This window comes from Hydrogenobaculum acidophilum (genome assembly GCF_054656715.1).
In genome coordinates this window covers 67,581-89,424 of sequence record NZ_BAAHXP010000004.1, presented here as the reverse complement: position 1 = coordinate 89,424, position 21,844 = coordinate 67,581, and the positions used below count along the sequence as shown (strand labels likewise).

The window sequence follows — 21,844 nt, the reverse complement described above, 5'->3', positions numbered from 1 at the left end:
TTATGTATTCAGATAGTGAACAAGATATTATAAACCAATATTTAAAACGGGTTTCTAGTGTAAAGCTTCTAACACCTCAAGAAGAAAAAGAGCTTGCCAAAAGGGCTAAAGAAGGAGATAAAGAAGCTCTTAGAGCTTTGGTAGAAGCAAATTTAAGATTTGTGGTAAGCGTAGCAAAGCAATACATGGGATATGGCATACCTTTGTCTGAGCTTATAGCAGCTGGAAACTTAGGGCTTTTAGAAGCGGCTGCTAGGTTTGATCCAGATAAAAATGTAAAGTTCATATCTTATGCCGTTTGGTGGATAAGGCAAGCTATTATGCAAGCTTTATCACAGCAGACAGGAGCAGTAAGAATACCTGTAAAACATTCTCATCTTATAAGCGCAGTGGGTCTTGCTTACAACGAGCTTCTAAAAGAACTTGAGAGAGAACCCACTTATCAAGAAATAGCAGATTATATAAACAAAAAGAATATAATAAGAGAATTTAAAAAAGAGACTGGATTTGAACCTACGGAGGAAGAGCTTGAACACTCAATGAATCAAGAGCACAAATACACTATAACAGAAGAGGACGTTAAAAAATGTCTCCAAATATGCAAAACACCGCTTTCTTTAGATACACCAGTAGGCGATAATCCGGATACTCTTTTTGTAGACCTTTTGAGCATATCAGATACCGATGAGATAGAAGAGGGTGTAATAAAAGATGTTTTAGAAAAAGAATTGCATGATATTATAAATAAGCTTCCAGAAAAGGAGAGAAAAGTATTAGAGTTAAGGTATGGTTTAAATGGCAATGAGCCACTCACTTTGAGAGAGATTGGCGATACTTTAGGTATATCAAGAGAAAGAGTGAGGCAACTAGAAACAAGGGCTATAAAAAAACTAAGAAGCTTCGCATTAAAAAGACACCTAAAAGACTTTCTAAGCTAAATGGAAGGCTTTTATATAGGCTATAAGCCAGTGGGTATATCTTCTTCAAAGTTTGTATTAGAAGTTTCTAAAAGCCTAAAAACAAAAGCTGGACATACTGGCACCCTCGATTTAGAAGCAGAAGGCATTATGATAATAGCCCTTGGTCAGGCCACAAAATATACACAGTATTTCAACGTACTTGAAAAAACTTATGAAGCAAAGGCTATACTTGGTATAAAAACCGATACTCAAGATATTACAGGAAATATTATTCAAAAAATTGAGGACATAAATATAAGCTGTAAAGATTTAAAAAACGTATTAAATAAGTTTATAGGAAAAATAACCCAAATACCACCTGTCTATTCCGCTAAAAAAGTAAACGGCAAAAAAGCTTACATGTTGGCAAGAAAAAATCAAATAGAGGCACTTGAGCTAAGGCCCATAACAATTAATATTTACAGTATTGAGCTTTTAGAATGCGATATACCATATTTTTCTATAAAAGCAAAAGTATCAACCGGAACCTACATAAGAACTCTTATAAACGATATAGGGGATGCATTGAAAGTGGGAGCTACCGCAGAGCTTATAAAAAGAACTGCTATTGGAAATTTTGGCAAAGAAAGCGTAGGCACAATATACGATATAAAAGATGGTCTTTATTTTCTGCCATCCTTGATATTAAACTATAACGCTATAAAAAGCCTAAAACACGGGAAAACGTTAAAATATGAAGCTCAAAATGGCGTTTACAAACTTTTATCAGAAGATGAGAAGTTTCACGGTATCGTAGAATTAAAAAACGGTACCTTAAAAGCTTTAAGAATGCAGAGTGAGTAAGATAAAAATCATATTGACAAAATATAAAAATATGATATTATTAAATCCAAGAGATTAAGGAATATTTGGATAACAAAAATTCAAATATCCCAGCGTCTCAAAATTTAGGAGGTTTTAGTTCCATGGGCATCACAGGCACAGTTAAGTGGTTCAGCAAAGAAAAAGGTTATGGATTCCTTACAAGGGATGATAACCAAGGCGACGTTTTCGTTCACTTCTCAGCAATTGACCCAAATAGGCAAGGTTTCAAGACTTTAGTCCAAGGTCAAAGGGTGGAGTTTGAAGTAGACCAAGATTCTAAAGGTCCAAGAGCAAAAAACGTTCGCGTTTTATCTTAAGTGATAATAAATCCAGATAGTCCTTGTATATAGAGGGCTATCTGGTCCTTTACAAATCTAAAGTAAAAATCAAAACTATAAAAATAACAGAAAATTAAAAATATAGATTTACTAAACCCTTCTAAATCAAACTAAATAAATATTGAAATATAACTTTTGATATAATATTAGTCTAATTTTATCTGGAGGTTTTCTATGAAGTTGCATGAACATCAGTCCAAGGAGCTACTAAAAAAATATGGCCTACCGATACCAGAAGGCTACGCAGCTTTCAACATAAAAGAGGCCAAAGAAGCAGCACAAGCTTTGGGCGGTTATCCACTTGTAGTAAAAGCCCAGATTCATTGCGGAGCAAGAGGCAAGGCTGGTGGTGTAAAAATAGTTAAATCAGACGAGGAACTAGAGGTATTTTCAGAATCCATACTTGGTAAAGTGCTAAAAACCGTTCAATGTCCAAGTGGTAAGGTAGTCTCAAGGCTTTTAATAGAAAAAGCAACGCCCATAGAAAAAGAGTTTTACCTTAGTATAACGCTGGATAGGTCAAACTCAAAAATACTCATAATGGCCTCCAAAGAAGGCGGTATGGAAATAGAAGAGCTATCCAAAGAAAAACCAGATGCCATAATAAAAGAATACGTAGACCCAAGTCTTGGTATCATGCCTTATCAAGCTAGAAAACTTTCTTTTGAACTTGGTTTGAATCCATCTTTATTTGGTAAAATAGTTACAAAACTATATCAAGCTTACATGGATTTGGATGCATCTTTGGTAGAAATAAATCCTTTGGTGCTTACAAAAGACGGTAATATAGTACTTTTAGATGCCAAGGTAGAGATAGATGACAACGCAGCTTTCAGACACAAAGATATAGAAGAATTAGAAGATATAACACAGATAGACCCTCTTGAAGTAGAAGCCAAGAAATATGGCCTAAACTATATAAAATTGGATGGCAACATAGGGTGCATGGTTAATGGTGCCGGCCTTGCCATGACCACCATGGATATAATAAAACTTGCAGGCGGGGCACCAGCAAACTTTTTGGACGTAGGCGGCGGGGCATCCGTTGAACAAATATCAAACGCTTTTAGAATTTTAACTTCTGACGAAAATGTTAAGGCTGTTTTTATAAATATATTTGGTGGAATACTAAGATGTGATAGGCTTGCTCAAGGACTTATAGAGGCTGCAAAGATAGTAAATGTTAAAATACCGGTGGTTGTGAGATTAGAGGGCACAAACGTAGAAGAGGGAAGAAAACTTCTAAAAGAATCTGGTTTAAACTTTGAAAGTGCATTAGATATGTGGGACGGTGCTCAAAAAGCGATAAAACTTGCACAGTAAAGGAGGTTTATAGACATGTCTATATTGGTAAACAAAGATACAAAAGTAGTGGTTCAAGGCATAACAGGTAAAGAAGGATCTTTCCATGCCATACAATGTAAAAATTACGGCACAAAAGTAGTAGCCGGGGTCACACCAGGGAAAGAGGGTATAGATGTAGAGGGTATACCAGTGTTTAACACAGTAGAAAACGCAGTAAAAAATACAAAAGCGAATTGCTCATTGATATTTGTACCACCTCCTTTTGCGGCAGATGCCATAGTAGAGGCAGCAGACGCTGGTATTGAGCTTATTATCTGTATAACAGAAGGAATACCGGTAAAAGACATGATACCCGTGAAGTACTATCTTAAAAAAAACTATCCAAACACCAAGCTAATAGGTCCAAACTGTCCGGGCGCTATAACACCAGGAGAAGCAAAGGTTGGAATAATGCCAGGACATATATTTAAAAAAGGAAACGTAGGTATAGTCTCAAGGAGTGGTACTTTAACATATGAAGCAGCTTTTCAGCTATCAAATTTAGGTATAGGTCAATCTAGCGCTATAGGAATAGGTGGCGATCCTGTACATGGTTTATCTCATAAAGATGTTATAGCTCTTTTTAACGAAGACCAAGAGACAAAAGCTATTCTTATGATAGGTGAAATAGGAGGAACCTCTGAAGAAGAAGCAGCAGAATACATAGCTTCAAACGTTAAAAAACCAGTATTTGCCTATATAGCTGGTATTACAGCTCCGCCAGGTAAAAGAATGGGGCACGCTGGAGCTATTATAAGCGGTGGTAAAGGTACTGCAGAGTCAAAGATGAAAGCTTTAAAAGAAGCTGGTGTAACCGTAATAGAAAATCCGGCTTTCATAGGTAAAGTTATAGCTGATGCTATATCATGACAAAAAAGATAGCAGAAATTAACATTTTGGTATATTATAATATGACTATTTCAAAGGAGGTATTTTGCTATGGCAAAAATCGTTAAAACGATAGTTGACCCTGATTTATGCACAGCTTGCGAGGTGTGCTATGACAGGGTTCCAGAAATATATAAAAACCGCGGAGATGGTATAGCCGAGGTAATACAATCGGATGTACCTCAAGAGCTTCAAGACGCGGTTTTGGAAGTAACCGATGAGTGCCCAAGCGGTGCCATCAGCACAGAAGTAATAGAAGAATAATTTACCCTACGGAGAGTTATTAACATAGACATATACTTTGTAGGCACGGCTGGAGGCCGTGTTTCTACTTTTAAATATATAAGAAAATCAGGGGGTTTCATAATAAAAGCTAAAAACACAATAGCACACATAGATCCAGGGCCTGGAGCCTTTTTAAATATAATACCGCTTGGTTTTAAACCATGGGATATAGACATATTTATATTGTCTCATATACATTTGGATCATTCAGCAGACATAAACACAATGATAGAATCAGCAAAAGTTGGTTCAAAAGAAAAAAATAAGGAGATAGCCATAGGTGCTCCAGAAGACGCCTTCCACGGAAGCTCCAAGGTTTTGTTAGATTTTATACTAAAAAAAACAGAAAAGCACTTTATATTTAAGGAAAACTCAAGTTATATATGGAAAGATATTAAAATAGATATACTTAGAAAGCATACCCACCATGGAGCCATTACTTATGGTCTGGTGTTCAACGAAAAAATAGCCTATCATCCTTGCGCAAAATTTGAACCAGATATAGTAAAACATTATCCTAAAAATATAGATTTACTTATATTAAATACAACATTCTATAGAAAAAGAGAAAACATAGACCATCTTTGCAAAGACGATGTAATAGAAATACTCAATATAGTAAAACCAAAGAGAGCCATCATCACACATTTTGCTTTGGATATGCTTGAAGTTGGTCCAGAAAATGTAGCAAAAGAAATAGAAGAAAAAACATACATACAAACCACAGCTGCTTTTGATGGTGCTAAAATAGTATTATGAATGATTTATTTAAAAAGCTGTCAAACCAGAAAATACTAACTGTTATAGCAATAGTTTACGGGCTTTTAGTAGTAATATTGAAACCCTACACATCCCACTCCCAGTTTATCTTTGGTGTTATAACAGAAACAATATTAATAGGTGTTATTATATTTCTAGACTTATTCAAGAAATAAAAAGGGGGTGATTTATGAGAGCCATAGCTTTTATATCTGCCGTTATTTTAGTAAGTATAGTATTGTATTTTCTCACCAGAAAAAGAGAATATCTTTATTACACCAAAAAAGGAAAGCTATGGTTAGGATTTGCTGGGGTTGCCGTCATAACTATGATGGACGAACTTACCAGTATATTTTATGCACCTGGCGAAGCATTCAGATTTATAGGTTACAAGGCTATTACATATCTTTCTCTTACATCACTATTGATATTTTTATATTCTCTAACAATGACAGAGATAGCAGAGATATTAGAAAACAACAAGATAAAAGGCGGAGGAGTATATAGCTTTGCCTATTTTGTATTTGGAGCCACCGCATCTTTTATAGCAGCTGGCTCTATAATAGTAGATTACGTAAACACGGCGGTTATCTCTTCTATAAGCGCTGTGGAAAATTTAAACTTCTTTTTCCATTGGCCTCTTGTATTTAAACTTAGTTTAGAGCTTTTAATAATATGGCTTATAGCCGGCTTAAATCTCATAGGGGCTAGAGAAAACGCAAAGGTCACGTATACTTTGTTTGCAATAACAGCCTATATACTTACAATCTTAGCATTTTTGGGCATATCTGAACTAGATCATGCACAGATAAATAAAGTGGTGGCGTCTTATAAAACTACACTATCCCAAGATTTTCTTACCCTTGATCCGATAAAAACCATAGAACTTATATCTATAGGCTTTGGCTCAACAATCCTGGCGTATTCAGGCATAGAATCTGTATTGCAAACACATAAACTTGTAGAAAACTGGAAAACTATATACAAAGCCTATATAATGCTTGGTTTGACAGTGGGTATATTTACACCGCTGATAGGCACATTAGCTCTTGCAAAAGTAGAAAACCCGATAGATCATGTCGATGACCTTATTACCTACTATTCTAAACTTGTAGGCACAAATATAATGGCCATAGCAGTAGTTATTTTGGCGTCTTTAACCCTTGCTTTTGCGGTGAATACCGCGCTTGTAGGTGCCACAGAACTAATATCCACGATGGCAGACAATCACAAGGCTTACTGGATATCTGCCACAAATAGATTCAACGCGCACTACCGTATAATCATATTTATGAGTGTATTTTTCTCCTTCATAGTACTCATAACTCAAGGAAGTCAAGATATAGTTGCAGACATGTACGCCATAGGGCTTATTGCAACATTTGTAATAAACACTGGTACTATAATACTTTATAAGATAGTAAGAGGGAGTGCACAAACTAAAGAATATAGAACCGGTATACTAAGAAACATAATACTGTTCATAGTGTTCTTGTCAACTTTTATATACGTAGTTATCCATAAACCTTATGGTACTATGATGTGGGTATTTGTAGTGGCATTCTTTATCATAGCTGGAAATATTGTAACTAGAATAAAAACCACCGAAGAAGAAGAAAAAATAGCTCAGATAGACAAATATGCAGATGTTGTTGATTACATAGGGACATTACCAGAAGATAAGCCAATTCATATATATTTCAGAAGACCTTCAGAAAATGTACAAGAGATAGGTGAAAATATGATATATATAACATTTTTCTTTTTAAGACAAAAAAGACCACCAAAAAAACTTTTTAAAAGTCATTTTATATTACCAGTAAACGCTTTCTGGGGTATAGGATATAGTTCAAAAAAGCTATTGGAAGCCATAAACGAGCAGTATCCAAATAAAAGCTTCAATATACATTTTGGTTGGCCGTTGTCTTCATGGTTTGAGCGCATATTTACCGGTGTTATGGTATACAATATACTTCAATTACCAAAACAGTTTTCTAATTGGAACTTCTTTATAGAGTATAGAGCAGGCACTTATAAGCCTAAAAAATGATAGATTATACTTTGGGTTTTTTATCGTCGGTTGTTGCTGGTGGCATAAATGCTGTGGCTGGAGGGGGTACCCTTATCAGTTTTCCAACCCTCGTAGAACTTGGTGTACCTCCAAAGATTTCAAACACCACTAATACGGTAGCTTTATGGACTGGTTCTTTGTTGGGAGCAATAGGCTATAAAAACTATATAAAAGAAGCTTTACCCACTATAAAAAAACTATTGATACCCTCCTTAATAGGAGGTGTGTTGGGTGGATATTTACTTCTTTATACATCTCAAAAAGTTTTCAACTTTATAGTACCTTTCTTAATACTTTTTGCCACAATACTATTTAGCTCTGGGCCAAAAATATCAAAGTTAACATATCACATAAAACCTAAATACGTATTTTTAATACAGCTTTTAACAGCAATTTACGGTGGATACTTTGGAGCAGGCATGGGTATAGTGATGCTTGGAAGTATCACAGCAATAGGAATAAACGACATACATATAGCAAACGCTGTAAAAAATACTTTAGCATTTTTGATAAACTTAAGTGCAGCTATACTGTTTTCTCTGTACGGCAAAGTAGAATGGCGTTATGCAATCTTTATGATGATAGGATTTGCTATAGGAGGGTTATCCTCATCTTTAGTTTCTCAAAGAATAGACAGAAAGTATATTAGGCTTTTGATAAATATAATAGGTTATCTTTTAACTGTGTATTATTTTATAAAAGTTTATATAATATGAGTATAAAAGCATTAATGTATCATAATATAGGAAAACCACCAAAAGAAGCTAATTTAAAAAGCCTGTATACAAACCCTAAGCTTTTTGAAAGGCAAATAAAAACCTTAAAACTTTTAGGATTTAAAAGTATAACTTCAAATGAAATATTAGATTTCCTAAACGGTAAAGACTTTGAAAAAAGAGTATGCATAACCTTCGACGATGCTTACAAAGATATATTTGAAAATGCGCTACCAATATTAAAAAAATACAATTTTAAAGCAATTATATTTGTACCCACTTCTCTTGTGGGAGATTACAACATCTGGGATTTTGAGAGGGTAAAGGTAAAAAAGCCAATAGCCTGCTGGGAAGATATAATACAAGCCTTGAAAGAGGGCTTTGAAGTAGGCTCTCACACTATGACGCATCAAGCTTTAACTAAACTTGATAACAAAAGCCTAAAACAAGAGTTAGAGATATCAAAAAAAACATTAGAAGACAAACTTGGGATAGAAATAACAACATTTTGCTATCCTTATGGAGATTACAACGAAAGGGTAGTGAATGCTGTAAAAGAAGCTGGATATAAGTTGGCTTTTAGTGTAGACCCAGGGCATATAAAAAAAGGTGATAACCCTTATATATTAAAAAGACTTCACATGAGACACAATACAAACGTTTTTAGGCTTTTACTAAAATTATCTACCTTATATAGATAAACTCTCCCTCCTTCCCATTCAACATCCAAATATAATCCTAGGCTAGACTTCTTATTTTCTCAATCTTAACAGGTATAGTGTTCCTCGCAGTGGCGCCTGTCACAAAATCGGTAAGCACGTGTCCTTTTGGACGCACCGGGTCTTGAATACCAAGCATATTTATATTTACACCGGTTTGACGAAGCGGCATGGCTGGTAACTTTTTATTGTTTATGTATATAGTATCTGCACCCTCCGCCAATCTTCCAAGCCCATGCTCTATGCCTATAGTCCCAGGCATTATACCTTCTTTAACCCTAACAATGCCTATTATGTATTGTCCAAAAGGATTTGATACTTTTACCAAATCCCCATACTTTATACCAAACTCTTTGGCAGTTTTAGAGTTTATATCTATGTAGGTAGAAAGCTTTATATCTCTTAGCTTGTCTGAAGAAGCGTTTGGCGATGATAATACGTTTGATTTATAGCCGAAGGCTATGAGAGAGTACTGATTTCTATCTATCTTTGTCCAAAGACTAGAACCATCAGCACATATAGGTCCTTCTATGTATTTTGGTACTCCATGGTAATATTCACCAGTTATAGCGTCTTTAGTAGTCCCAAGTTCTTCATTGTATATATTTAGCATTTTTTTATACTTATGATTTACATATATGCCATCGTAAGCCGTATCGTAAGGTGCGTATCTACCACCTCTACTCATGATAGTAGCCACTTTACGCCAATTGTTGCCGTTTATAGATTTTAAAAGCGGTATCCAATTAGTAAGGCCTGCCAATTCTATGTCCTCGTCCGTGGCATCTGGCACTGGGGTTTCCTGCATAGCCAAGTTTTCAAAAGCCCTTAAATAAAAATCGTGGGGTCTATGTAAAGGATACATTTTACCATCATGACCCTTTATAGCATTGTCCCCAAATCCTGGCAAGTTTAGAGCTTTACCAAGCTCTATAAAAAAGCTTTCCGCATAAATAGTTTCGCCGTTTTTAAACTTAGCGTTGGGGCTTTCTATAGCAGGATATCTTATAGTGGTTATCTTTGTGAGGTAAGCTCCCCAAGGAGCCATAGCACCCCACTCTTCATATAAAACGTTATCTGGAATTATATAATCTGCGTATGTGCTCGTCTCGTTTATAAATGGGTCTATAGCAATAAAAAGAGGTATTTTCTTAGGATCTTTTAAATATTCTATAACATTTGAAAAACCTGATTGGGCATAAGCTGGATTTGAATTTACCGTTATAAGTGCTTTTAAAGAATAAGGATATCCATGGGCAGAAGAGGCTATCCAATCAGACTCAATAGCATTTGAAAAAGGATACCATTTATCTTTCGCAGGATATGGATTTAAGCCCTGTGCTTTTTTATTCTTATATTCCGTAGTATCTTGATATTTAAATCCCGCCCTATCTATGCGAACCCCATGAGTTTTCACCTTCCCATCGTAATCAAGAAGGTCATAAACTGGTCCTTTGTAGGCATCGTAAGCACCACCTTTTATAGCCATACCACCTTTATAGTTCATATTACCCACCATAGCACCAAGCATAGCCACAGCGTAAGCAGCATACATGCCTACGGTGTTCATAGCTCCACCATGCACATCTGTGGTAGCCTTTCTACCGTAAGAAGTGAATTCCTTAGCTATCCTCACTATAGTCTCTTTTGGCACACCGCACATTTGAGAATATTCATCTAACGAATATTCAAAAGCTGCTTCTTTTAAAAGCTGAAAAGCACTTTTTACATGATACGTTTTGCCATTAAGACTTACTTCTTGATCTACAAACAAAACAGCAGTCCTCACATTTTTGGCATTTTGGAGAGAATTAGTGGCTGCATCTATGACATATGGGTTACCGTTGGCGTCTTTTAATATTTTACCGTAATCATCTCCTTGGTCTTGTATAACGAGATGAGTGGCGTTTGTGTAGCTTACTTCATTTGCAGCTTTCATAGCTTCTTCGCTAGGTATAGAAAGATAAGGAGCGTTGTAGAGGTTGTTTTCTATAATATATCTGAAAAGCCCCATCACAAAAGCTAAATCTTGACCAGGATAGATAGGAACCCATTCGTACTTTGCACCTATAGACATATTGTCAGTATTTACAGCAGTAGGCGTAACAACTACTATCTTTTTTAAAGGCCCTTCCGTCCTAGCCCTTGCCAATAACTTTCCCTGACGTTTAAACGGATTTCCAGCTTGGGCCGGTGCCGTTCCTATGGACAATATATATTCTGTATTATCAAAATCTGGTTTAGCATGAGGGAGCTTCTTAAAATCACCAAAATAAGCTGCTTGGCCTATCCTCATTGCAAGACCACACATAGAAGTATGTCCAGAGAAGTTTACTGTGCCAAAAGCTTTGACGAATCTATGTACTATGAAAGTTTTTCTACCATCGTCATTGGTACCAAGTATGCCAAGCTGATTTGATTTTGGACCATACTCTGGGTTGTTGGGGTCTATAGGTGTATTAATGTCTCTTATGCTTTTGAGACCTTCTACAAATCCTTCTCCAAACAAATTACCTCCGTTTACAATCTCTTGGATTAGTTGCTCAGGCTCTATCTCCACCCATCTATGAGAACCCCTTGGACCCACTCTTTTCAAAGGTTTTGTGACTCTATATCTGGTGTAAAGTTTATCAAATACAACGTTTCCCCTAGCACAAACTGTAGAACGATTCTTAAGACCAGACTCATCTATACCAGACACCCAAAAGATACTTTCTTTTACAGGCTTATCGTAGGGTAACCACGGGTCTGAAGAAAGCAAATTGTAAGGATTGCCAAAAACTCTCACAACCTTTCCAGTTTTTTTATCAACCTTAATACGCACACCACATTGGGTAGTACAACCTATACAAACTGTATTAGCATAATAATAATCTTTATTTACAACATAATTACCATTTTCGTTGGTGGGAGCTTTAGTCTTTAATAGCTCAGGCAAGTGGACATTTCCATATATAGGAAACCTTGGTTTAGGACCTCTTCTACCAAAGGTAAAAAGATATTTAAATGTTTTCAAATATCCTAAAGCCATCGTACCAAGGCCGGCGGCTGATACGCCTAAAAGAAACTTTCTACGAGTAGTGTTCATCCTTTTACCTCCTTACTAAAGCCTTTGTACAAATCATCTGAGTGGGGCAACAAAGCTATAGTAGCCGCTAAAAGCCCTATAATACCGCTCCAGTTAGCTATTAAAGATTGTAAACTATTATGTCCAAATATAGGCATAGTGTAAGTAAGAAAACCACCTATCATTTTAGGAAAACTTTGTCCACCTATCACAAGGCTATATTTAAAATACCAGGCTCCAAAGGCTGCTAAAGCACCAGCTATAAACATAAAGAAAGCTGATTTTTTAAGCTTACTAAAAGCCATTATCATAGGTACAAATAAGAATAATCCCAAATCAAAGACCAATATTCCGACAAGATCATCTCTAAAGTAAGCTCTCATATAGTACTTTGTGATACCGCTAAAAGCAAGGCTAAAGGAATACCAGAAAAGATCTAATATCAATTCACCAACTATAGCCCATGCCATTATGTTGGCAACAGCAGATATATCATCTCTATCTATATCCTTACCCATAAGCTTTTGATATATGGGGTAGAAGAATAACACAAACCCAGAACCAGATACTAAAGCAGAAGTTAACATCACAAGGGGGAGAGCTGGAAAATGAACAAGAGGGAACGAAGCCAATATACCCACTATGTAACCCGTATAAAACTCAACACCAATACCAAACAAAAGACCTATGGCTCCAAGATAAAACAATATTTTTCTATCTTTTTTAAAAGATTCTTCTGTTAAGTCCAGTCTATTTAGCGTTAAAAGCTTAAAGACCGTCTTTAACTTGTTATCACTAATGGTGTTGTATAGCTTGGCAAAAAATGGTCTATAGTAGGCTATAAGACTTAGCAAAGAAAATATAGTATAAGAAGTTAAAAGTATAACTCCCCATTTCATAGGAGAAGTAGGAAAATGAGACCATCCATACAAAAATACGTGAATCATTCTACCAGGTTGTTTCAAATCATCTACCAAGTTTAAAGGGGCTATTGCAATAAAAGAAAACGCTATGAGAAGACACATACTTGAAAGCCTCTTAAACCTCTCTATACCAAATACAGCGTAAAGGCTATATATAAAGAAAGCCCCTACACTTATACCACCTGTCCAAAAATAATTAGGTATGTTAACCCCCCATGGTCTAGAAGGGGTAATAGAAGAAGCAAACACCAAAATCTTATGATAAGTATCAAGCATCATCTTTGTAATCCTCCACATTTACTATATCTTGAAGTGGCTTCAAAATCATCCACTCAGATTCCTCAGACTTTATTTTATAGTACTCCCTCGCCAAATCATCTAAACTTTCAAAGTTTGTGGGTGGAGTATCTTGGAGTTCCCCGTAGAGATTTATGTAAAACACATTCGGTATAGTACCCTGCTCTGGTCTTAAAACATTTACTGGATATGTTCTTATTAGCCTCGAAACTTCACTGTTTGGATCGTTTAAATCTCCAAATATTCTAGCTCCGCCTACACAAGATTCTACGCAAGCTGGCAGCATTCCATTGTCTACTCTATGAGCGCAAAAGGTGCACTTATCTGCTACATGATATCTATCATTCATAAATCTTTTATCGTAAGGACATGCATTCACACAGTACCCACATCCCCAGCATATAGTGTTATCAACAACCACTATACCATCTTGCCTTTTGTAAGTAGCTCCAGTAGGACACACTGGTACACAAGGGGGATTTTCGCAGTGGTTACAAAGTTGTGGCAAAAATACCTTCCTCACGTTGGGGAATGTTCCAACTTCATACTCTGGCACATAGGTCCTATATTGGTCAGTGGGTACGTCATTTTCTATAACGCAAGCGGAAGTACATGCTTGACAACCTATGCATTTTCTTAAGTCCATTACCATCGCAAATTTTTTGCCCTTTTGCCCAATCCACTGCGGATTGTTTTCTTCTCTTCCAGGAATTGTTAGCATAGGAGGTATTTCCATAGCCTCGGCGGCCTTTTCAGATGCTACTATACCGATAGCAGCACCTATAGCCTTAAAAAAACCTCTTCTATCCATATGTTAAACCTCCAAAACAATTTAAAGCCATTATCTAAAATAATAACATATGGATAGAGCAAATCTATAATAAATATTTAAGCTATTATAAAAAACTTTTATATTTTATATAAATAAAATTTATAAAAATATGATAAAAAACAAAAAACCTAACAAACATTCGCTATTTTTTCATGTTAACTTAAAGCAGCTAATAGTTAATTATCGTTATTCGCCGGTTTTAAAGCCAAGCACAGTATAAAGAGGACAAAAGCCTATTGCAGCTGTTATTAAAAACACAAGACCTATCAAACCAAGTAAATCAAATATAATTCCACCATGCTTAATAGCCAAAAGTATAAAAACTAATCCAAGCACAACCCTACCTATTCTATCCCACATGGCCATATTCTTTTGCATCTTACACCTCCTTTCACAGCAAATATAAAAAATATTTAAAAAAAGTCAATGACTTTATAATTCTACGATAACCTTCAATATACGTCTTCTATCACTATCTATAATTTTAAACTTCAGCTTATCTACATTAACGACTTCATTTCTTTGTGGTATTCTACCAAGATAGTAAGTAATGTAACCAGATACCGTAGTATAAGGACCAGGTGGCAAATCTACACCTACAACCCTAGAAAATTCATTTATTTCTAGCTTTCCGTCTACAAGCCATTTATCTTTTGCTATCTCTCTTAAAAGCTGGTCTTCTTTTCTAACATCATCAGACATTTGACCAACAATTTCTTTTAAAACATCTTCTAATGTGATAATCCCTAGTATTACCCCCCTTTCATCCACTACAGCTCCTATATGCTCCTTTTTTCTTTTAAACTCTTGCAAAACATCTTTTAAAAAGGAAAACTCCGAGAAAAGCTGTATCGGTCTTATAGATATTCCTATTGGTGTATTTGGGTCTTTATCTATTATGTCAAAAGCCCTAATATAACCAAGTATATCGTTTACAGTATTTCTAAAAACAGGTAATCTGGAATAACCGCTTGATTTCATTTGATAAATAGCTTGTTCCACCAGCGCTCCTTCTTCTATCATCGCTACTTCGTATATAGGCCTTACTATTTCACCAGCCCTTCTTTCCTTAAAAGAAACTATATTTGACAAAATAAGAGATTCAAACTTGTCTACATCTAGCTCCTTTGATATAATTTTCAAGATGGTGCTTCTACTAACGTGTGCATGTGGTTTGGACATATACTTAAAAAATATGTGTTTTATGGCTTTTGATAAATAAGAAGAAAACCCAAATAAAAATCTAAGCTTATACAATATAAATATAACAGGTAATATTACTTTATCTGCATATTTTTGAAATATTATCTTTGGTATTATCTCACCAAATACTATAGTTAAAATCACAAGACTTTCAGAAAAAAGCACATAAGTATGTCTTAAAATGGGAATATCATGCGAAATGTCAAAAAGCATCAAAGTGTAAAGACTCGCAGCAAAAACTATACTTACAGTATATCCAAAAAGCGTAAAGGTTAAAAATTCCTCTTGATTTCTTAAAAACCTAGATACAATATCTTTATAAGGACTGTTTGTCTTTTTTGTAATAGCATCAAGCCTTGATTTGTTGGAAGACAATATAGCCATCTCAGAGCCAGAGAAAAAACCTTCAAGTAGAATAAAAAATATTATTCCAAGTATATAGCCTATAAGCTCCATCAAAAATCTCTTTTGACGGTTTTCTCTATAAGCTCCATTAATTTATCTGTGATAGGATATAAAGAAAGCTCCTTCTTCACTTCTTCTAAAAGCCCAAAAGCAAGCTCCTTAGCACGCTCTACTCCACCTTTTTCAATGACCATATCTATGATTTTATCAAGCTCTTCTTGGGATGGATTTTGAGATACGAGCACTTTACGAAGAAGCTCCTTATCTATTTTATCTATCACAGATATAACTGGGTACGTTACTTTACCTTCTTTCAAATCGCTCCTTGAAGGCTTTCCTAGTTTTTGACTATCTACTTCATAATCAAGAGCGTCATCTATAAGTTGGAAAGCCCTACCAAGCTTTAAACCAACATCAAAAAATTTTTCATATTCTTGGTAATTTGCTATTAAAGCACCCACTCCAAAACAAGCTCCTATAAGGTAAGCAGTCTTGCCGTCTATTATGTCAAAATAAGTTTTTTCTTCTATTATAGAGCCTATGCTTTTAAGCTCCAGAAGTTGACCCTCCGCCATTCTCATAACAGCTTTTGACAAGATATCTATCATTTTTTGGTTACCATAGTTAGCATACAGATAAAGAGCTTTAGCATAAAGATAATCACCGGTAAGCACTGCTACTTCGGTACCAAAAACCTTGTTTACTGAAGGTTTTCCCCTTCTTGAATCAGCTTTATCTACCACATCATCGTGAAGCAAAGAAGCTATATGTATATACTCTATACCACATCCAAGGGTTATAGCTTTATCAATATCGCCTCCAAGACTCTCCACCAAATAAATCAGCAACAGCGGTCTAATCCTCTTGCCCCCAGCTTCTATAATAGAGTTTCCAGCTTTTAGTATGGTATCTACGGTACTATCCAAATTTTCACTAAGAGCAGTCTCTATCCTATTTCTAACACTATCTAAACCACTTTGCCTCATCATACTGTTATTAGTTTATCATATTTTTATAAAATATTACTCAAGTTAAAATCCTATAAACAATTCTTATATTTTTAGTTTTTTATACTATCAAAATTTAACAGATCCATATATTCCCACTCCCTAAAAGCCATTGCGTATATCTTGTGCTTAGTAAGATAGTTTATGATGTTCTTTTGAAGTCTCAAAGACGCAAATATGGGTATAAGTTTGTAGTCTTTATACTCGTCAAAAAGCTTTCTAAACCTTTCTATCTTGTCATTTTTAAAATCATCTATATAATCTGTCTTTGGTGTTGATTTTACCTCTATAAGGAATACAGTTTTACATTCATCGCTTACTGCTATCACATCAAACTCATCTTGTAAATCATCTTTTATTCTTTCTCTGTTCAAAGATAAGTCTGTTATTTTGCATTTAAAATAGCTTTCTAAAACAGGTCTTGTGGCTGGAAATATGATATCTTCTACTATGGTTCCCAGCTTGTTTGATAAAGCCCCCCATTCTTTATTAAAGCGTTTCCTATCTTCTTCTCTTTCTTTCTTAGCTTTCTCCCATTGCTCATTCCAATATTTCCTATCTTCTTCTCTTTCTTTCTTAGCCTTCTCCCATTGCTCATTCCAATATTTCCTATCTTCTTCTCTTTGCCTATTTACCTCATCTATACTAACTTTTAGCTTATCTATTTCATGTCCTATTCTTTCTATCTCTCGCTCTAATCTTTCTGTGGTATGCTCTAACCTTAAAAGCCCAATAGCAAAATCTTTTAATATATCCCTAATTTCTTCTATCTTATTTTCTAAAGTTTCCATATGTTAAATATAAAATCCTAAAGCGATATGTCAACAATAATCTTGTATAAAGATAATTATCACCTATGGACTTATGTAAACCTCTATATATCCGTTTCCTGATTGAGAACCATCTTGACCGTTACAACTACCTAATAGATAATTGCAATATCCACCTCCTCCGCCACCAGGTGCTCCACTACCACCACCTCCGCCTCCACCATATCCACCTCCTCCGCCACCATCTGCATCACAGCTCTCCCCACCTCCTCCGCCATACCCACCACCAGATTGATTACAAGGATTGCTACCACCATTATAATCACTATTGCCTGCATTACCACCAGCACCGTTACCACCGCCATACCATCCATCTCCACCATAACCTGAACGGTTGTTACCAATACCACCCTGACCAGAACTGCCAGTTCCTCCACCTCCCCCGCCAAACGCATACCAGCCGTCACCTCCCCCACCACCACCAGATATATCTACTATATTAGGATTTGCAGAACCACCAGTAGACAATCCGCTGCCACCGCCGATACCATTACAACCGCCTTTACCACCATACAAAGAATAAAATGCATTTGGCACAGCAGCCGCACCACAGTCGTTATTACCTCCACCATTACCACCTGGACCAGCATAGCCAGCACCACCACCGTTAGAACCTCCTCCTCCACCACCTGCTATAACAAGTGGTACATAGCCTTGATGTGTAAACGGACCACTATAACCAGATGGATTATTTTCAATTGCTACCATAGAAGCTCCACCTCCACCACCAGCATTTCCATTACTACTACCAGAACCACCTACCACATAAAAGAAAGTAATGTTGTTGCCAAAAGTCTGAACAACTGAAGATAAAGACATCTCTAAAGTAGTACTACCCCCCAAACCACCACTGTAAGAAGATGCGCTACCACCTTGTCCCCCAGCAGCTATAACTACAATAGTAGCGCTTGAACAACTGCTTAAAATTTGTTTCAAGTTATATTTTTTACTATTTGAGTGGGGAGAAGTATCATAAATCAAAGTAGTAGACGAAAAGCCAGGACATGGATTACCTCCTCCTCCACCACTACCTCCTCCTCCACCAAGTCCACCCAATGGACCACCCCAGATAGTTACAGGTTGAGCCCCTGAAGGAGGAGTGTTTGATATTACAGGAGTAGGCGTGGTACCAGTGTTACTAAAAACGGCGGCATTTGACATATTTATAGTTATACCTGAAAAAACCATCATACTAGCACCGAAGCTTATTAAATCAGCCAGCAACTCTTTAAGGATAATTTTTTTCATAAAATACCCCTTTGTAAATAGCTACTTTACATCATAAGTATAAAATAAAAATTTTAAATTTCAATGATAAGTTAGATTTTAGATTTCAATAAAAGCCCAGTAGTTCCTATTAGTTCTTCTATATTTTTAACAAGCAAAAGGTTCGGAATGTTTTCTAAGGATTTTTGATACTTTGTAATACATGGTATATTTTGTTTTGAGGCTTTTAAACAAGTAAGAGGTAAGCGCTGAAAATTATCTAAACCATCAAGATACAAAACAAGCTTAGACCTTGCCATAATATCATCAAGATACTCTTCTTTTGTAATAAGAATATCTGGTATATATCTGCTGTTTGATACATGTTCTACTGCAAGCTCTTTTAAAAACCTTGGTTCTTTGAAATTTAACACACCTACATGCAATATATTTTTTGTAAATTTTAAAGCTATATTTCTAATCTCTTGTGCTATAAAGTAATTTAAACTAGCACTGTGATTTATGATATCTTTGTAAAAATCCAAAAATCCTAAATCTTCATAATAAATATCTTTTTTACCCGTTTTATCTTTTATAAAATCAAGCACAAGCTTTTGAATATTTTTAGAAAAGCCGTTTATATAAGAGCTATAAAATTCTTCTACATCAAGCTCTGTTTTTTTGGTGGGGAAATAAGCAGAAGAGGATATTATAAGAAGGTCTACGGTTTTTTCTTCACTATTTAGCGACAATTCTAAACGGCTAAAGTCTATATCAAAATATTTTAAGTTTTGGTGCTTTTTAGAAAGTATATCAAATACACCCTTTTGGGTAGTGTAAAAATCTATATCGGGATAATCTCTTAAAAAGCCTTTAAAAGTATTTAAATAATCATTATCAGAAAAAGGATTTTTGTCTAGTAAAACATTTATCTTGGGTCCAAAAAGGATATTCTTTAGAAAATTAGCATCTTGTTTAAAATAGTCTATAAATTCATCTCCTATAAACCAAATATTTTCTAAGTCTATTTGCTTTTCTTCTAAATTTAACGATGCTAAGTACTTATCAAATATATTTTTATCAAAAGCTGGAAACTCTAAAAAAGTAGCTTCTTCAAAAGAATTCTTAACATAATCTTTAAGATATCCGCTGATATTTTTATTTACAAAACAAAGGGATTTCACATCTGAACCACCTGATATATTTGAGAAAACCGAAAAATCTGGCCTTATATAGGTCTTTTCTATAAATGAGTAAAATCTCGTTATATTTTCATAATCGTCAGTACATTCTAAGTTTGAAAGAGCATATATGTAAGGGTATTTATTTTCTTTTATCAAAAGCCTAAAAGCTTGGTTGTGAGGCGATATCTCTTTAAAAAGAGAATATTCTCCAAAGGTGTTTGTAAAATCAACAGGGTTAGAAGATAAGGTGTTTATATAAAAGTTTTTAAATTCTAAAAGTTCTTCATAAGAATATTCATTTATAAACCTATCAAAAGGCGGCTGATAAATATCCTGTCCTTTGTTTAAAGCTTTTTTCATCCTATCTTTATTAAATACAAAAGAAAAAAATAAAGAATCTTTTTTTAGTTTTTTGGAAAGCTTTCTAATATGCTCTTTATAGTCAAAAGGCTCTTCAGAAGATAAAGATATATCTATCACTAAAGCATGTTCTCGTATGTTTAAAATATCGTAATCTATAATATTTGACTTGATACCAAGATAATATAAAAGCTTTTTAAAGTGTTCGTTTTCTACATATATAAAAGATGGTGATAAAGCGTTTAAAAACATGGAAGCTATCAAGGTTTCATAACCTCTTACTATTAGAATGGGTGTTAAATCTTTATAGGATATAGATTTTTCAAAAAGGGCATTTAAGATAAAACTCATTATAGTTTTTATATGAGGTACAACAGCTAGGGAATTTAAACCAGATTCGTAGTAAAAGCTGATGGGTATGGTAGAAAGCCTGCTAGAAATAGCTTTTGTTGCTTTATATTCTAGCGCAATCTCTGATTCTAAGCTCTTTAAAAGATTTGCATAATTATTTTCTTTGTTTATAGCTTTTAAAAGCTCAAAAAAAGATTCCACCAAAGAATAAGGATTTAGATTTGAAAAACAAGGAGAGAGATTTGTTTGTTTTACAACAGCTTCTGGACACCTAGTAGATACATGAAGATGGCAAGGGCTTGCACACACTTGGCCTTTGTAATTCATTTCCAAGGCTTTTATATAATCTAATCCATAATCATATATGTTTTTAAAGCTTCCTGGTCCAAGAACAACAAGGGTAGGTGTTTTTACAGCAACAGCTATATGAGGCAAAACTGTTTCCACAGATATAAGAAAATCAAGGTTTTTTACATAAGAGGGTAAATGCTGTACGCTTTTTATATAGGTTGATATATCTATGGCTTTTGGTAAATAATTTGGTATTTCTCTTGCATAATCTTTATGTTGAGAAGGATAAGAATAGACTATGGTAAAAAACTTTTGCAGAGGTGCTATAGCATTACAAAATATATCAACCGGCGGCATGCGATGAGGGGAAGAAGCTGAAAAATGAAAACCAAGAATAGGTTTTTTGTAAATTTTCCTATACTCATCAAAAAGATGTTTTATTTCATCGTCTTTTTCTTTGTCTATGTAAACATATGGTATCAAAGCGTTTTTATCTTCTGGAATACCAAAGCCAAAGAGCTTAAAATAGTAAGAGGACACTAAATTTAAATCAAACATGGGCGAGCCCACTAGCATATAAAGGTCTAAAATAGTATCAAAGGATTTTACAAAAGAGAGTTCCAAAGGAGAATAAGCAAACTCATCCACATAAGGACAATCTTTTAAAAGGTTAAAATGCTCTTTAGTTTCAAGGGTAATATGTATATTTTGAAAATTTTCTTTTAAAAACCTTAAAAAAGGCGTAAGCATCAACCCATCTCCAAGAGCTTGCATAGAAAGTATCAAGATTTTTTTGTTGTTAAAATCGTTGGTTTTATCAAACGCCATCTTTAGACTATCCACATACTCTATACTAACACCGGTTTTAACGTAAGATTCGTAAACATCTTTTGGTAAAACGTATAGCTTGTTTGGTAGCATTGTTTTTTTCAAATCTTCTATATAGACTTCTCTTGATACTTTTACTATAACACTCATTATTTA

The 21,844-nt window shown here is 35.0% G+C and carries 20 protein-coding genes; 11 read left to right on the top strand and 9 right to left on the bottom strand.

Going from position 1 to position 21,844, the window contains the following annotated elements; all coding sequences use genetic code 11:
* Positions 1–2 precede the first annotated feature (2 nt).
* The 11 genes from ACYQZV_RS03665 (at position 3) to ACYQZV_RS03615 (ending at position 8,886) form a co-directional block, all read left to right on the top strand.
* A complete protein-coding gene (locus tag ACYQZV_RS03665) occupies positions 3–938 on the top strand; it encodes a sigma-70 family RNA polymerase sigma factor (RefSeq protein WP_459893311.1) in 936 nt (311 codons plus the stop codon).
* A complete protein-coding gene (truB, locus tag ACYQZV_RS03660) occupies positions 939–1,763 on the top strand; it encodes a tRNA pseudouridine(55) synthase TruB (protein ID WP_459893309.1) in 825 nt (274 codons plus the stop codon).
* A 122-nt stretch (positions 1,764–1,885) separates the two neighbouring features.
* Entirely contained in the window at positions 1,886–2,101 is a 216-nt protein-coding gene (locus tag ACYQZV_RS03655; protein ID WP_012513969.1) for a cold-shock protein, read from the top strand.
* A gap of 195 nt (positions 2,102–2,296) precedes the next feature.
* Positions 2,297–3,445, top strand: a complete 1,149-nt coding sequence (gene sucC / locus ACYQZV_RS03650) for an ADP-forming succinate--CoA ligase subunit beta (RefSeq protein ID WP_459893307.1) — start codon at positions 2,297–2,299, stop codon at positions 3,443–3,445.
* 15 nt (positions 3,446–3,460) lie between these two features.
* The gene (sucD, locus tag ACYQZV_RS03645) at positions 3,461–4,336 is read left to right on the top strand and encodes a succinate--CoA ligase subunit alpha (protein WP_459893304.1); all 876 of its coding nucleotides are present in this window, start codon (positions 3,461–3,463) and stop codon (positions 4,334–4,336) included.
* Between the two features lie 69 nt (positions 4,337–4,405).
* Positions 4,406–4,618 carry a ferredoxin gene (locus ACYQZV_RS03640; protein ID WP_459893302.1) on the top strand — a complete coding sequence of 71 codons (213 nt, stop codon included), beginning with the start codon at positions 4,406–4,408 and terminating at the stop codon, positions 4,616–4,618.
* Positions 4,619–4,636: 18 nt separating this feature from the next.
* Positions 4,637–5,398, top strand: coding sequence for an MBL fold metallo-hydrolase (locus tag ACYQZV_RS03635; protein WP_459893378.1), 762 nt, complete (start codon positions 4,637–4,639; stop codon positions 5,396–5,398).
* Positions 5,395–5,574: a polysaccharide biosynthesis protein gene (locus ACYQZV_RS03630; protein ID WP_459893300.1), complete on the top strand. Its 180-nt coding sequence runs from the start codon at positions 5,395–5,397 to the stop codon at positions 5,572–5,574. The genes ACYQZV_RS03635 and ACYQZV_RS03630 overlap by 4 nt, the downstream gene beginning before the upstream one ends.
* Positions 5,575–5,588: 14 nt before the next feature.
* Positions 5,589–7,448, top strand: coding sequence for an APC family permease (locus ACYQZV_RS03625; protein ID WP_459893298.1), 1,860 nt, complete (start codon positions 5,589–5,591; stop codon positions 7,446–7,448).
* The gene (locus tag ACYQZV_RS03620) at positions 7,445–8,185 is read left to right on the top strand and encodes a sulfite exporter TauE/SafE family protein (protein ID WP_459893294.1); all 741 of its coding nucleotides are present in this window, start codon (positions 7,445–7,447) and stop codon (positions 8,183–8,185) included. The genes ACYQZV_RS03625 and ACYQZV_RS03620 overlap by 4 nt, the downstream gene beginning before the upstream one ends.
* A 14-nt stretch (positions 8,186–8,199) precedes the next feature.
* Complete coding sequence (locus tag ACYQZV_RS03615; protein ID WP_459893291.1) at positions 8,200–8,886, top strand: polysaccharide deacetylase family protein; 687 nt, start codon at positions 8,200–8,202, stop codon at positions 8,884–8,886.
* Between the two features lie 37 nt (positions 8,887–8,923).
* On the opposite strand, the gene ACYQZV_RS03610 is transcribed toward ACYQZV_RS03615, so the two are convergent.
* From ACYQZV_RS03610 to ACYQZV_RS03570, 9 genes are all read right to left on the bottom strand, one after another.
* Positions 8,924–11,992 (bottom strand): molybdopterin-dependent oxidoreductase, encoded by a 3,069-nt coding sequence (locus tag ACYQZV_RS03610; protein WP_459893289.1) that lies wholly within the window; start codon positions 11,990–11,992, stop codon positions 8,924–8,926.
* Complete coding sequence (gene nrfD / locus ACYQZV_RS03605) at positions 11,989–13,173, bottom strand: NrfD/PsrC family molybdoenzyme membrane anchor subunit (protein ID WP_459893287.1); 1,185 nt, start codon at positions 13,171–13,173, stop codon at positions 11,989–11,991. The genes ACYQZV_RS03610 and nrfD overlap by 4 nt, the downstream gene beginning before the upstream one ends.
* Positions 13,163–14,002 (bottom strand): sulfate reduction electron transfer complex DsrMKJOP subunit DsrO, encoded by an 840-nt coding sequence (gene dsrO, locus ACYQZV_RS03600; protein WP_459893285.1) that lies wholly within the window; start codon positions 14,000–14,002, stop codon positions 13,163–13,165. Before dsrO ends, nrfD begins: the two co-directional genes overlap by 11 nt.
* Before the next feature lie 207 nt (positions 14,003–14,209).
* Positions 14,210–14,401, bottom strand: a complete 192-nt coding sequence (locus ACYQZV_RS03595) for a YgaP family membrane protein (protein WP_459893283.1) — start codon at positions 14,399–14,401, stop codon at positions 14,210–14,212.
* Positions 14,402–14,455: 54 nt separating this feature from the next.
* On the bottom strand, positions 14,456–15,682 hold the full coding sequence (locus ACYQZV_RS03590) for a hemolysin family protein (RefSeq protein WP_459893281.1): 1,227 nt from the start codon (positions 15,680–15,682) through the stop codon (positions 14,456–14,458).
* Positions 15,682–16,620, bottom strand: coding sequence for a polyprenyl synthetase family protein (locus ACYQZV_RS03585; protein WP_459893279.1), 939 nt, complete (start codon positions 16,618–16,620; stop codon positions 15,682–15,684). Before ACYQZV_RS03585 ends, ACYQZV_RS03590 begins: the two co-directional genes overlap by 1 nt.
* Before the next feature lie 71 nt (positions 16,621–16,691).
* Entirely contained in the window at positions 16,692–17,429 is a 738-nt protein-coding gene (locus ACYQZV_RS03580; protein ID WP_459893277.1) for a hypothetical protein, read from the bottom strand.
* 63 nt (positions 17,430–17,492) lie between these two features.
* Positions 17,493–18,716, bottom strand: a complete 1,224-nt coding sequence (locus ACYQZV_RS03575) for a hypothetical protein (RefSeq protein ID WP_459893275.1) — start codon at positions 18,714–18,716, stop codon at positions 17,493–17,495.
* A gap of 71 nt (positions 18,717–18,787) precedes the next feature.
* Positions 18,788–21,838: a glycosyltransferase family 9 protein gene (locus ACYQZV_RS03570; RefSeq protein WP_459893273.1), complete on the bottom strand. Its 3,051-nt coding sequence runs from the start codon at positions 21,836–21,838 to the stop codon at positions 18,788–18,790.
* Positions 21,839–21,844 lie beyond the last annotated feature (6 nt).

Bases quoted from the DNA above. Each gene is read 5' to 3' on its own strand.
- nrfD (WP_459893287.1), bottom strand. From the start codon at position 13,173: ATGATGCTTGATACTTATCATAAGATTTTGGTGTTTGCTTCTTCTATT.
- ACYQZV_RS03595 (WP_459893283.1), bottom strand. From the start codon at position 14,401: ATGCAAAAGAATATGGCCATGTGGGATAGAATAGGTAGGGTTGTGCTT.
- ACYQZV_RS03620 (WP_459893294.1), top strand. From the start codon at position 7,445: ATGATAGATTATACTTTGGGTTTTTTATCGTCGGTTGTTGCTGGTGGC.
- ACYQZV_RS03665 (WP_459893311.1), top strand. From the start codon at position 3: ATGTATTCAGATAGTGAACAAGATATTATAAACCAATATTTAAAACGG.
- ACYQZV_RS03630 (WP_459893300.1), top strand. From the start codon at position 5,395: ATGAATGATTTATTTAAAAAGCTGTCAAACCAGAAAATACTAACTGTT.
- ACYQZV_RS03615 (WP_459893291.1), top strand. From the start codon at position 8,200: ATGTATCATAATATAGGAAAACCACCAAAAGAAGCTAATTTAAAAAGC.
- sucD (WP_459893304.1), top strand. From the start codon at position 3,461: ATGTCTATATTGGTAAACAAAGATACAAAAGTAGTGGTTCAAGGCATA.
- ACYQZV_RS03570 (WP_459893273.1), bottom strand. From the start codon at position 21,838: ATGAGTGTTATAGTAAAAGTATCAAGAGAAGTCTATATAGAAGATTTG.
- dsrO (WP_459893285.1), bottom strand. From the start codon at position 14,002: ATGGATAGAAGAGGTTTTTTTAAGGCTATAGGTGCTGCTATCGGTATA.
- ACYQZV_RS03610 (WP_459893289.1), bottom strand. From the start codon at position 11,992: ATGAACACTACTCGTAGAAAGTTTCTTTTAGGCGTATCAGCCGCCGGC.
- ACYQZV_RS03625 (WP_459893298.1), top strand. From the start codon at position 5,589: ATGAGAGCCATAGCTTTTATATCTGCCGTTATTTTAGTAAGTATAGTA.
- truB (WP_459893309.1), top strand. From the start codon at position 939: ATGGAAGGCTTTTATATAGGCTATAAGCCAGTGGGTATATCTTCTTCA.
- ACYQZV_RS03590 (WP_459893281.1), bottom strand. From the start codon at position 15,682: ATGGAGCTTATAGGCTATATACTTGGAATAATATTTTTTATTCTACTT.
- ACYQZV_RS03640 (WP_459893302.1), top strand. From the start codon at position 4,406: ATGGCAAAAATCGTTAAAACGATAGTTGACCCTGATTTATGCACAGCT.
- ACYQZV_RS03580 (WP_459893277.1), bottom strand. From the start codon at position 17,429: ATGGAAACTTTAGAAAATAAGATAGAAGAAATTAGGGATATATTAAAA.
- ACYQZV_RS03575 (WP_459893275.1), bottom strand. From the start codon at position 18,716: ATGAAAAAAATTATCCTTAAAGAGTTGCTGGCTGATTTAATAAGCTTC.
- ACYQZV_RS03655 (WP_012513969.1), top strand. From the start codon at position 1,886: ATGGGCATCACAGGCACAGTTAAGTGGTTCAGCAAAGAAAAAGGTTAT.
- sucC (WP_459893307.1), top strand. From the start codon at position 2,297: ATGAAGTTGCATGAACATCAGTCCAAGGAGCTACTAAAAAAATATGGC.
- ACYQZV_RS03585 (WP_459893279.1), bottom strand. From the start codon at position 16,620: ATGATGAGGCAAAGTGGTTTAGATAGTGTTAGAAATAGGATAGAGACT.